This is a genomic window from Bartonella sp. P12B (assembly GCF_055796185.1).
This window is the reverse complement of sequence record NZ_JBTTDI010000012.1, coordinates 1-11,566: the sequence shown is the minus strand read 5'-3', so window position 1 is coordinate 11,566 and position 11,566 is coordinate 1. Positions and strand designations below refer to the sequence as shown.

The window sequence follows — 11,566 nt, the reverse complement described above, 5'->3', positions numbered from 1 at the left end:
TACTGGTTAGCCTTTCATTACATTAACATCTTCAACCGCAATAGAACCACGATTGCGGAAAAAGACGACAAGAATCGCTAAACCAATTGCGGCTTCAGCAGCCGCGACCGTTAAGATAAATAAAGCGAATATCTGACCAACAAGATCATGAAGAAATGCTGAAAATGCTACAAAATTAAGATTGACTGAAAGCAATATAAGCTCAATAGACATCAAAATGATAATCACATTCTTTCTATTGAGAAAAATTCCAGCAATACCAATTGTAAATAGCAATGCAGAAACAATAAGATAATGCGTAATGTCAATGTGCATATCTCCCCCCTTAAATGCCTTTACCTGATTCAACTTGTTTGATTTCAATTGCACTTTCCACGGTCCGAGAAACTTGCACCGCAATAGATTGTCGCTTTACACCTGACTTATGACGAAGTGTTAAAACAATTGCACCAATCATTGCAATCAATAAAATTATTCCAGCAATCTGAAAATAGAAAACATAATCCGTATAAAGAATATCGCCTAATGCTTGTGTATTTGATCGCTGCATTAAATCTGGCATGGGTTGCGTAATATGTGGTATAAGAACTGGAGAAAATCTACCACGAACAAAAACAAATATTAATTCTAAAGCAACAATGCTCCCAACAAGCGCTCCAATAGGAGCATAGCGAAGTGCACCATTTTTTAACTCTGCAAAATCAACATCAAGCATCATAACCACAAATAAAAATAAAACTGCTACAGCACCAACATAAACAACGAGCAGAATAAGCCCCAAAAATTCTGCTCCTGCAAGCAAAAATAAAGCCGCAGCATTAAAAAATGCTAATATTAAAAATAACACCGAATGCACAGGGTTGCGAGCTGTAATAACAACAACTGCACTTGCAAGCATAATAAAAGCAAACAGATAGAAAAATGCCGCCGCTAGATCCGTTAGCATAGGCTTCTCCTCAATTAATAAACAATTGGTATAAAATTTCATACCAGATTAAAATTCATCGGAAAGATTATCCGATACCTCATGCGAGGATACACTTAACGATAAGGTGCGTCCATCAATATATTGCGAGCAATTTCTCGCTCCCAACGATCTCCATTCATTAAAAGCTTTTCTTTATCATAATAAAGTTCTTCACGTGTTTCTGTTGCAAACTCAAAATTTGGTCCTTCTACAATAGCTTCAACGGGACAAGCCTCTTGACAAAATCCGCAATAAATACACTTAACCATATCTATATCATAACGGATAGTTCTACGTGTACCATCATTGCGTCGTGGTCCTGCTTCAATTGTAATGGCTTGTGCAGGACAAATCGCTTCACATAATTTACACGCTATACATCGCTCTTCACCATTTGGGTAGCGACGTAGTGCATGTTCGCCACGGAAACGTTGAGAAACAAATCCCTTCTCATAAGGATAATTAATCGTAGGCTTTGGCGAAAAAAATTGACGCATTGCTAAGAAAAAAGCACTTACAAATTCCAATAAAAGGAGTGACTTTGCTGCTTGAATAAAACCTGACATCGCGAAATCTCCTCTTAAACGAAAGCAGTATATTTTAAAAAAGCAGCGGTTATCACAACCATTGCCAATGAGAGTGGCAGAAACACTTTCCAACCAAGCCGCATGAGCTGATCATAGCGATAACGTGGAACAAACGCTTTAACCATAGCAAACCAAAAAAATACAAAGCAAACTTTTAAAACAAACCAAACAACTCCAGGAACCCAATTAAGCCACCAAACATCCAACGGTGGCAACCAACCACCTAAAAATAAAATAGTTGTTAAGGCGCACATTAATACAATAGCAACATACTCACCAAGAAAAAAAAGCATGTAAGGCGTTGAAGAATATTCAACCATATGCCCCGCAACAAGTTCAGATTCTGCTTCTACTAAGTCAAAGGGAGGACGATTTGTCTCTGCAAGTGCAGAAATAAAAAATATAATAAACATTGGGAAAAGGACGAGCCAATTCCAATCAAGAAAACTGTTAAAAGGAAGACCAAGAGTCGTACCAAGTCCGTGGCTTTGTTTAGAGACAATTGTTGTAAGATCTAGTGAACCACTTATTAAAATAACAGTAACGAGCACAAATCCAATAGAAACCTCATAAGATACCATCTGCGCTGCCGAACGAAGAGCCCCTAAGAAAGGATATTTTGAATTTGAAGCCCATCCTCCCATAATAACGCCATAAACTTCAAGAGATGAAATAGCTAAGATATAAAGCAACCCAACATTAATCTTTGCAACTTCCCAGCCTTCATTAACTGGTATAACAGCCCACGTTGATAAAGCAAGCGTAGCAGAAACAAAAGGTGCTAAAAGAAAAACACCTTTATTAGCACCAGAAGGAATAATAGGCTCTTTAACAACAAATTTAATTAAATCCGCAAAAGACTGCAACAATCCCCATGGACCAACAACATTCGGACCACGCCGCAATTGTACCGCTGCCCAAATCTTTCTATCTGCGTAAAGAAGATAAGCAACCAAGACCAAGAGAACAACCAAAAGGAGAAGTGTTTTTCCAATTATAATAAGTAATGGCAATAGCCAAGTCATAAAGAAATCATACATTATTATTCCTTTTCCTCTGCCCTTACTCTACAGTTTGTATAACATGATTCTTTGCAAGAGCTGAACATTCAGCCATAACTGCAGAAGCACGTGCTATCGGATTTGTCAAATAAAAGTCTTTAACCATAGAAGTAAATGCTTGCCGCTCCAAAGCAATCATTTGTGAACCAAGCTTTTTAAGATCATCTATATCAGAAGGCGCTATATCATCAATAGCACAAAGATGTGGATAGTCATTAAATAAGCTCTGTCTTAATTGAGAAAGCGAATCAAAAGGAAGTTTTCGTCCTAAAATATCCGATAAAGCACGTAAAATAGCCCAATCCTCTTTTGCTTCACCTGGAGCAAAACAAGCCCGATTTGTCATTTGAACACGCCCTTCTGTATTTACATAGAGCCCTGATTTTTCAGTATAAGCCGATGCTGGCAAAATAACATCCGCAGCATGTGCACCATTATCGCCATGGCTACCAATATAAATTGTAAAAGCTTTTGTATTGGCTAATTCTACTTCATCAGCACCAAGCAAAAATAAAACCTCACAAGTTTTAATAATATTTGCAACTCCAAGTTTAGAAGTAAAACCAATATCTAATCCGCCAACAGTTGACGCTGCAGTGTGAAGAACACCAAATCCATTCCATTCCTCACTAAGAGCTCCGATATTATCAGCTAATTTTGCAAGATTTTTTAAAACAGACAAGCCTTCTTGACCTGAAAAAGCACCCTCCCCGATAAGAATAAGTGGTTTCTTCGCTTCTTTTAAGATATCTAAAAAAGAATCTTTTCCACCAACAAGTGCACTCAACGCATCAGTACCAGAGCCAAGATAAGAATAAGGATAACGTAAATCGACTTTTTCTCCAATTAATCCGATGGGAAAATGTCCCATCCGTTGGCGCTTTAAAATACGTGCATTTAAAACAGCGGCCTCATGACGTGGATTAGATCCCACAATAAGCAGTGCATCAGCTTGTTCAATTCCGGCAATTGTTGGATTAAAAATGTAACTCGAACGCCCTAATTCAGGAGATAAAGCCATTCCTCTTTGACGACAATCAAAAACCTGAGAATCCAATGAAACAAGCAATTTTTTAAGCGCATACATTTCCTCAACAGACGCAAGATCTCCAGCAATCGCTCCAATTTTTTCTGGCAAAGTTTTAGAAATCACCATTTTAATTTCTGCAAAAGCTTCTGTCCAACTTACAGGATGAAACTTTCCATCTTTCCGCACATAGGGCTTATCAAGTCTCTGAGTCCGCAATCCATCCCAAATAAAGCGCGTCTTATCAGAAATCCATTCCTCATTTACATCTTCATTTGTACGCGGCATAATGCGCATAACTTCACGACCACGGCTATCAATGCGAATAGCGCTACCAAGGGCATCCATAACATCAATTGATTCCGTTTTAGCCAATTCCCATGGACGTGCGTGAAATGCATAAGGTTTTGAAGTTAAAGCCCCTACTGGACAGAGATCAATAACATTTCCCTGCAACTCAGATGTCATTGCTTTTTCAAGATATGTAGTAATTTCAGCATCTTCACCACGACCTATCAACCCAAGCTCGGAAATACCTGCAACTTCTGTCGTAAAACGAACACAACGTGTACAATGAATACACCTTGTCATAACAGTTTTTACGAGTGGCCCAATATACTTATCTTCTACTGCACGCTTGTTTTCTGTATATCGAGAGCAATCACGCCCATAGAGCATTGCTTGATCTTGAAGATCGCATTCTCCTCCTTGATCACAGACAGGACAATCCAAAGGATGATTGATAAGAAGAAACTCCATGACACCTTCACGTGCTTTTTTTACCATTTCTGTATTGGTAAAAATTTCTGGCGCTTCACCATTTGGCCCTAATCGTAAATCGCGAACCCCCATGGCACAAGAAGCCTGAGGTTTTGGAGGCCCTCCCTTAACCTCAACCAAACACATGCGACAATTTCCAGCAATTGATAAAGATTCATGAAAACAGAAGCGTGGCACTTCAGCACCCGCAGCTTCAGCTGCTTGAAGCAATGTGTAGTAATCAGGGACTTCAATTTCTTTACCATCAACTTTGATATTTATCATCACTCATCCAGACTGCGGATAATCCACTTAAAATTTTTATTCCGGTTTTCTTACAACAAAATCCTCTATCCAACTGCTTCTAAAGCAATATTTTTTCTTTGAACTACATTTCGCGTATAATCATCAATTCTACGCTCAATTTCTGGACGAAAATTACGTATCAACCCCTGTATAGGCCATGCTGCGGCATCTCCCAGCGCGCAAATGGTGTGCCCTTCAACCTGTTTAGATACCTCAAATAAAAGATCAATCTCACGTTTTTGTGCTCTTCCCTCAACCATACGCCCTAAAAGACGCATCATCCACCCCGTACCTTCACGACACGGTGTACACTGACCACAACTTTCATGCTTAAAAAAAGCTGCTATACGCCAAATTGCTTTAATAATATCGGTTGATTTATCCATCACAATCACACCACCAGTACCAAAAGAAGATCCGACATCTCGTATCCCATCAAAATCCATAATCGCATCAACCATATCCTCACCACGAACGACTGGGCAAGAAGCCCCTCCTGGAATAACGGCTAAAAGATTATTCCATCCGCCACGAATACCACCTGTATGTTTTTCAATTAATTCACGAAAAGAAACACCAAGAGCTTCTTCAAATGTGCAAGGCGCATTCACATGTCCTGAAACCATAAATAATTTCGTTCCAACATTATTGGCACGTCCAATCGATGAAAACCATGAAGCCCCTCGACGCAAAATCGTTGGAACAACAGCTATAGATTCCACATTATTTACTGTTGTTGGACAGCCATAAATCCCCATATTTGCAGGAAATGGCGGCTTAAGACGAGGCTGCCCTTTTTTCCCCTCAAGGCTTTCAAGAAGAGCTGTTTCTTCGCCACAAATATAAGCACCTGCACCATGATGAATAATAATATCACAAGCATGTCCATATTTTGTTTTTTTGCCAAGTAAGCCCGCATCATAACACTCATCAACGGCTGCTTGAAGGGCTTCACGCTCACGAATATATTCACCACGAATATAGATAAAAGCAACATTTGCTCCCATAGCAAAAGTAGCAATTGCACATCCTTCAATCAGAGTATGGGGATCATGTCGCAAAATATCGCGGTCTTTACATGTACCAGGTTCTGATTCATCAGCATTCACAACCAAATAATGGGGACGGCCATCATTTTGTTTTGGCATAAAAGACCACTTCATACCAGTAGGAAAACCAGCACCTCCACGCCCACGCAAACCTGACGCCTTCACCTCATCAATGATCCAATCACGACCTTTTTCGATAATCGCCTTTGTATCATCCCAATGCCCACGCGACATTGCAGCTTTTAATGATTTATCCTTCAAACCATAAATATTGGTGAAAATGCGGTCTTTATCAGCCAGCATATCCCATCCTTTTTTCTCTTTTCCATAGCATTATTAGCTTTTCCTCAAATGCAATTTTAAATATCTGCTTACGATTTCTTACTTTTAGTTAAATATTGCCACAATGGATAAAATAATGAAATATCTTCGCAAGAAAAATACTTACTACACCCCTATTCCCTCCTTATCTTTTTTCTTTGAAGACTTAAAAGAGTTCTTTTTTTCTTCATCAATAAGAGAAGTTAAACCATTAATCGGTTCCGATGATTTACGACTATTTTGTGGACCAACAGCTATTTCAGAACCTTTATCCGCTTTAAATGCATCAATAATTTCTTCAAGACGTTCAGCTGTAAGATCTTCATAAGTATCTTTAAAAATCATAACCATGGGAGCATTAACACAAGCGCCAAGACACTCAACTTCTTCCCATGATAATGTTCCATCTTGATTGGTAACAAAAGGTTCAGGATGAATTTTTTTCTGACAAACTTTAATCAATTCACCAGATCCACGTAACATACAAGGAGTCGTACCACAGACTTGAATATGTGCTTTTTTTCCAACTGGCTGAAGCTGAAATTGAGTATAGAAAGTCGCTACTTCCAGAACACGAATATAAGCCATAGAAAGAAGCTGGGCGATATGCTCAATTGCAGCGCGCGTCACCCACCCATCTTGCTCTTGAGCACGCATTAATAACGGAATGACAGCAGACTGCTCACGCCCTACAGGGTATTTTTCTATAGTTTTTTTCACCCATATTTGATTTTCTGTTGTAAATGAAAACTCTGCGGGTTGGTAGATATCATCTGCAAGACGACGGACAGACATTAGCGATCAACCTCCCCAAAAACAATATCAATCGAACCTAAAATAGCTGTAGCATCAGCCAACATATGACCTCTGGTTAAAAAATCCATAGCTTGAAGGTGAGCAAAGCCAGGCGCACGCAACTTAACACGATAAGGTTTATTGCTTCCATCGGAAACGAGATAAACCCCAAACTCACCCTTCGGAGCTTCTACAGCGACATATACCTCTCCAGGAGGCGTATGAAAACCTTCCGTATAAAGTTTAAAATGATGAATCAATGCTTCCATTGAACTTTTCATTTCGCACCGCTTTGGGGGCACAATTTTGTGATCTAAGCTTGAAACTGGTCCATTTTTTTCGGTACTCAGTAAACGATTTACGCATTGGCGCATAATTTTCGCTGATTGACGCATCTCTTCCATACGAATTAGATAACGATCATAACAATCACTGTTTTTTCCAACAGGAACATCAAATTCCATTTCGCTATAACATTCATAAGGCTGGCTCTTACGCAAATCCCATGGTACACCAGCTCCACGAATCATGACTCCAGAAAAACCACGTACCCAAGCTTCATCAATACTCACTACACCAATATCTACATTACGCTGTTTAAAAATCCGATTTGGCGTTACAAGCGCATCAAGTTTTCCAAGAGCAATAAGAAACGGGTCAATAAAATTACCAATATCCTCAATTAAAGATTCCGGTAAATCCTGATGCACACCCCCAGGGCGAAAATAATTTGCATGAAGACGTGCTCCACACGCACGTTCATAAAAAATCATCAATCTTTCACGTTGCTCAAATCCCCAAAGCGGTGGCGTCAAGGCACCAACATCCATTGCCTGTGTTGTTACATTAAGTAAATGGTTAAGAATGCGCCCAATTTCAGAAAACAAAACACGTATTAACTGCCCTCGTTTAGGAACCTCAACACCCAACAATTTCTCAACAGCAAGCACAAAAGCATGCTCCTGATTCATAGGAGCAACATAATCTAAACGATCTAAATAAGGACCAGCTTGAAGATAAGTCTTGGTCTCCATTAATTTTTCGGTACCGCGATGCAATAATCCAATATGGGGATCTACACGTTCTACAACTTCACCGTCTAATTCCAGAACCATGCGCAAAACCCCATGCGCTGCAGGATGCTGCGGTCCAAAATTGATGTTAAAATTCCGAACATTGACCTCAGCCACAATAAACCCCTTGTTAAAGAAAACTCCATATCAAACATTAATAAAAATCTTATCATACTAAAAAGATTTAATTACTTTAGAATCCTACTACGCTAATTCTAAACCTTATCAGATCCAATATCATTTTTCACCATCTGCTTTTTCATCACATGGCATAACATACTGCTCCCCTTCCCAAGGAGAAAGAAAATCAAAATTACGCATTTCTTGTCGCAAAACAACAGGCTCATAAATCACCCTTTTTGCTTCATTATCATAACGACATTCAACAAATCCTGTCACAGGAAAGTCTTTACGTAAAGGATGCCCTTCAAACCCATAATCAGTTAAAATCCGTCTTAAATCTGGATGACCTGAAAATAAAATCCCATACATATCATATGCTTCACGCTCATACCATTCTGCTCCAGGATAAATTGAGCAAGCGGAAGCAATAGGAGTATTCTCATCAGTACGCACTTTTACACGCAAACGTAGATTCTTACGAGGAGATAAGAGTTGGTAAGAGACATCAAAACGTTTATCACGAGATGGATAATCAACACCGCTAATATCTGTAAGATTAATAAACTGGCAACGAGAATCATCACGAACAAAAATTAAAACATCCGTAATTGCATTGAGATGTGATATGATCGTCAATTCGCCAAACACAAAAATAGTTTCCTCAATTTTATCTTCTAATTTATCTTTCAAATAGATAGAAAGTTCAACTAATGATTCATCTACCATTACATCCTCCTATCTCTCTATAGAACCAGTACGACGGATTTTTTTCTGCAACAACAATATACCATATAGTAATGCTTCTGCCGTAGGAGGACACCCTGGAACATAAATATCTACAGGCACAATACGATCACACCCACGTACAACTGAATAAGAATAATGATAATACCCACCACCGTTTGCACATGATCCCATAGAAATCACATAACGTGGCTCAGGCATTTGATCATACACTTTTCTTAAAGCAGGAGCCATCTTATTTGTTAGAGTACCCGCTACCACCATTACATCCGATTGGCGGGGGGAAGCGCGTGGAGCATATCCAAAACGCTCATTATCATAGTGAGGCATAGAACATTGCATCATTTCGATAGCACAGCAAGCCAAACCAAAACTCATCCACATTAAAGAGCCAGTACGCGCCCAAGTAATCAAAGCATCGGCAGAGGTAACTAAAAAACCCTTATCTGATAACTCAGCATTAATATCACGAAAAAAACTATCGTCAGAGCCTATTAATTTCCCCGTATTTGGATCAATAATCCCTTTGGGTTTTGGAGCAGCAATTGTTGAATTGTTAGATCTTAATCCCATTCAAGAGCTCCTTTTTTCCATTCATATATAAACCCGATGGTTAAAAGTGCTAAAAACATAATCATCGACCAAAAGCCAAACATACCTATCGAAGCAAATGAAACTGCCCAAGGAAAAAGAAAAGCAACTTCAAGATCAAAAATAATAAACAAAATTGATACTAAATAAAAACGAATATCAAACTTCATGCGTGCATCATCAAATGAATTAAACCCACATTCATAAGCTGATAATTTCTCAGGATCAGGAGAACGATAAGCTACGATATAAGGCATAATTAAAAGAACTCCAGCAATAACGGCTGAAACAATGATAAAAATCAAAATCGGTAAATAAGAGCCCAATAAATGAGTCATAATCCTCTTCCACTTTAATGAAATGACCTAAATCAATACAGTCATCCCACACTATTAAATCTAACAGATAAATTATACTAGTATTCTGTTAATTCCGCTCATACTGCTTCAAGGACACGTTGAACGATGCTTTTCTTAGCGGCATAGGTAACGCAGAGCAAAGAAAGACGCAAGCCCTATTCTTATAAAGCATGCAAAAAGAAGGAAAACAGCATTTCAAGAAACAGACTAAAGGTAACGCTCTAAAGACTAGATACCTTATTATAAGTGTTTATACTCAAAAAACGAAATATCATAAAAATTATGAAAATGGCGCGAGTGACGGGGCTCGAACCCGCGACCTCCGGCGTGACAGGCCAGCACTCTAACCAACTGAGCTACACCCGCGCACTTTCTTCAAACCAATATTATATTGGTATAAGCGGTCGTGTAAGGGGTTCATTCGTTTATGTCAAGCATGGATATGCATTTTTTAAAAAAAATTATTAAACATTATCTTTATTCTTGCGTTTACAAAAATTTTTCCTTAAAGAGTGCCTATTCAATTGCTGATCACTACATCGGGCGATTAGCTCAGCTGGTAGAGCGCCTCGTTTACACCGAGGATGTCGGGAGTTCGAGTCTCTCATCGCCCACCATATGCTTTTAAAATTCATGTAACTTATTGATTATCAGTATGTTTTTTTAATGTGAGGGACATACAAATAAAAGCAAGGGAATAGAATCTTCTAAATTCTCTATGATTTTACTAAAATCCACTTTTGAAAAGATTGAATTATTAATTTTTTTAAAGCGAAATAGCTAATTAAGAATGTTTTATATTTTTCTTACGAAAAGTAGTCAACAAAAAGAGAGTCTATATTAGAATTCGATTTGGTGTTTACCATTTGCCTTTCTGTTGAAGAAAACAAAGAATTTTATTTTGCAACATGTGAGCTCAAAATAATCCTTACAACACTTTTGTATCTGCATATAAATGTAAGCTTCTTATTCTATATTAACATATTTTTCAAATACTTAGCATACCTACAAGGGAAATGCTTTGATAATATATTTTCTTAATGTTTTTTATAAATAAGGATAATTATTCATCTGTAAATTTAATATACAAAATAAAAATATATTTTTAAAATAAATAAAGCATACAACATTATGATTTTCTTAAATCATATGAATATCTATAATATCTGAGCATTATCGCTATAGTATTCAGCTTTGATTCTCATAACACTGCATCAAAAGATGCACTCTGCTTATATTATGAGGGTATCGTTTTTTATGTTATTACATGAACTGAAATAGAAATTGTATGAATTTATCTTGCTTTCTCATAATAATTTTTTACGATCATATATGAGAGAGAGTGAACATCAGAATAGAAAAGGAGAAAAATTACTGATTTAAAGGTAACTCTCAAAAAACCGTAGTCTAGAGATTACTTTGTTTGGAATTCAAAAACTTTTATTAAAAATGTTTAGAAACTCATTTAAATGATTGACCTTTTGCAATAACTTTGTAAAAAAGCATACTCAAGTTTGGAGGGGTGGCCGAGCGGTTTAAGGCACCGGTCTTGAAAACCGGCGTGCAGGAGACTGTACCGTGGGTTCGAATCCCACCCCCTCCGCCATCTTAAATAGAATCAATAGGTTATAGATGTAGCTTGCCACTAGGTTTTGCAGCAATTCATTTTTTTTAAAGGTCTTTTTGGCGGTTCTCAGAGAAGCTTTAAGAGGTGTTTAGAGCCGCTTTCATGAGTCTTGTTTTTATTGGATCAGAATCGCAATTTGAGATGATTCATTTCTTCCAATAATCCTATTATTTGACA

General features: G+C 37.9%; 11 protein-coding genes and 3 tRNA genes. 2 read left to right on the top strand and 12 right to left on the bottom strand.

What is annotated here, in order from left to right; translation table 11 throughout:
- Window positions 1-6 precede the first annotated feature (6 nt).
- The 12 genes from nuoK to AC0QT1_RS06980 all read right to left on the bottom strand — a co-directional run bounded on the left by nuoK (window position 7) and on the right by AC0QT1_RS06980 (window position 10,128).
- On the bottom strand, window positions 7-315 hold the full coding sequence (gene nuoK / locus AC0QT1_RS07035; protein ID WP_473201963.1) for an NADH-quinone oxidoreductase subunit NuoK: 309 nt from the start codon (window positions 313-315) through the stop codon (window positions 7-9).
- A 10-nt stretch (window positions 316-325) separates the two neighbouring features.
- Complete coding sequence (locus tag AC0QT1_RS07030; protein ID WP_473201962.1) at window positions 326-946, bottom strand: NADH-quinone oxidoreductase subunit J; 621 nt, start codon at window positions 944-946, stop codon at window positions 326-328.
- 95 nt (window positions 947-1,041) lie between these two features.
- Window positions 1,042-1,533 (bottom strand): NADH-quinone oxidoreductase subunit NuoI, encoded by a 492-nt coding sequence (gene nuoI, locus AC0QT1_RS07025; RefSeq protein WP_473200646.1) that lies wholly within the window; start codon window positions 1,531-1,533, stop codon window positions 1,042-1,044.
- A 14-nt stretch (window positions 1,534-1,547) separates the two neighbouring features.
- Window positions 1,548-2,594, bottom strand: a complete 1,047-nt coding sequence (nuoH, locus tag AC0QT1_RS07020; protein ID WP_473200645.1) for an NADH-quinone oxidoreductase subunit NuoH — start codon at window positions 2,592-2,594, stop codon at window positions 1,548-1,550.
- 22 nt (window positions 2,595-2,616) lie between these two features.
- Window positions 2,617-4,686, bottom strand: coding sequence for an NADH-quinone oxidoreductase subunit NuoG (gene nuoG, locus AC0QT1_RS07015; RefSeq protein ID WP_473201961.1), 2,070 nt, complete (start codon window positions 4,684-4,686; stop codon window positions 2,617-2,619).
- 65 nt (window positions 4,687-4,751) lie between these two features.
- On the bottom strand, window positions 4,752-6,059 hold the full coding sequence (gene nuoF / locus AC0QT1_RS07010) for an NADH-quinone oxidoreductase subunit NuoF (protein ID WP_473200643.1): 1,308 nt from the start codon (window positions 6,057-6,059) through the stop codon (window positions 4,752-4,754).
- Window positions 6,060-6,203: 144 nt separating this feature from the next.
- Complete coding sequence (gene nuoE, locus AC0QT1_RS07005; RefSeq protein ID WP_473200642.1) at window positions 6,204-6,872, bottom strand: NADH-quinone oxidoreductase subunit NuoE; 669 nt, start codon at window positions 6,870-6,872, stop codon at window positions 6,204-6,206.
- Window positions 6,872-8,062 carry an NADH-quinone oxidoreductase subunit D gene (locus tag AC0QT1_RS07000; protein WP_473200641.1) on the bottom strand — a complete coding sequence of 397 codons (1,191 nt, stop codon included), beginning with the start codon at window positions 8,060-8,062 and terminating at the stop codon, window positions 6,872-6,874. The genes nuoE and AC0QT1_RS07000 overlap by 1 nt, the downstream gene beginning before the upstream one ends.
- 120 nt (window positions 8,063-8,182) lie before the next feature.
- A complete protein-coding gene (locus tag AC0QT1_RS06995) occupies window positions 8,183-8,794 on the bottom strand; it encodes an NADH-quinone oxidoreductase subunit C (RefSeq protein ID WP_473200640.1) in 612 nt (203 codons plus the stop codon).
- A gap of 9 nt (window positions 8,795-8,803) precedes the next feature.
- Entirely contained in the window at window positions 8,804-9,385 is a 582-nt protein-coding gene (locus AC0QT1_RS06990) for a NuoB/complex I 20 kDa subunit family protein (protein WP_473200639.1), read from the bottom strand.
- A complete protein-coding gene (locus AC0QT1_RS06985; RefSeq protein ID WP_473200638.1) occupies window positions 9,376-9,741 on the bottom strand; it encodes an NADH-quinone oxidoreductase subunit A in 366 nt (121 codons plus the stop codon). The genes AC0QT1_RS06990 and AC0QT1_RS06985 overlap by 10 nt, the downstream gene beginning before the upstream one ends.
- Window positions 9,742-10,051: 310 nt before the next feature.
- Window positions 10,052-10,128: transfer RNA gene (locus AC0QT1_RS06980), tRNA-Asp, on the bottom strand.
- 175 nt (window positions 10,129-10,303) lie between these two features.
- Here AC0QT1_RS06980 and AC0QT1_RS06975 point away from each other — a divergent pair.
- Window positions 10,304-10,379 (top strand) — tRNA-Val (locus tag AC0QT1_RS06975).
- A gap of 899 nt (window positions 10,380-11,278) precedes the next feature.
- A tRNA-Ser gene (locus AC0QT1_RS06970) sits at window positions 11,279-11,368 on the top strand.
- Window positions 11,369-11,566: the final 198 nt, after the last annotated feature.

Excerpts from the sequence above, each read along its gene's own strand:
- AC0QT1_RS06995 (WP_473200640.1), bottom strand. The coding sequence starts at position 8,794 with ATGGTAGATGAATCATTAGTTGAACTTTCTATCTATTTGAAAGATAAA.
- AC0QT1_RS07030 (WP_473201962.1), bottom strand. The coding sequence starts at position 946 with ATGCTAACGGATCTAGCGGCGGCATTTTTCTATCTGTTTGCTTTTATT.
- nuoH (WP_473200645.1), bottom strand. The coding sequence starts at position 2,594 with ATGTATGATTTCTTTATGACTTGGCTATTGCCATTACTTATTATAATT.
- AC0QT1_RS06990 (WP_473200639.1), bottom strand. The coding sequence starts at position 9,385 with ATGGGATTAAGATCTAACAATTCAACAATTGCTGCTCCAAAACCCAAA.
- nuoE (WP_473200642.1), bottom strand. The coding sequence starts at position 6,872 with ATGTCTGTCCGTCGTCTTGCAGATGATATCTACCAACCCGCAGAGTTT.
- nuoK (WP_473201963.1), bottom strand. The coding sequence starts at position 315 with ATGCACATTGACATTACGCATTATCTTATTGTTTCTGCATTGCTATTT.
- nuoG (WP_473201961.1), bottom strand. The coding sequence starts at position 4,686 with ATGATAAATATCAAAGTTGATGGTAAAGAAATTGAAGTCCCTGATTAC.
- AC0QT1_RS06985 (WP_473200638.1), bottom strand. The coding sequence starts at position 9,741 with ATGACTCATTTATTGGGCTCTTATTTACCGATTTTGATTTTTATCATT.
- nuoF (WP_473200643.1), bottom strand. The coding sequence starts at position 6,059 with ATGCTGGCTGATAAAGACCGCATTTTCACCAATATTTATGGTTTGAAG.
- nuoI (WP_473200646.1), bottom strand. The coding sequence starts at position 1,533 with ATGTCAGGTTTTATTCAAGCAGCAAAGTCACTCCTTTTATTGGAATTT.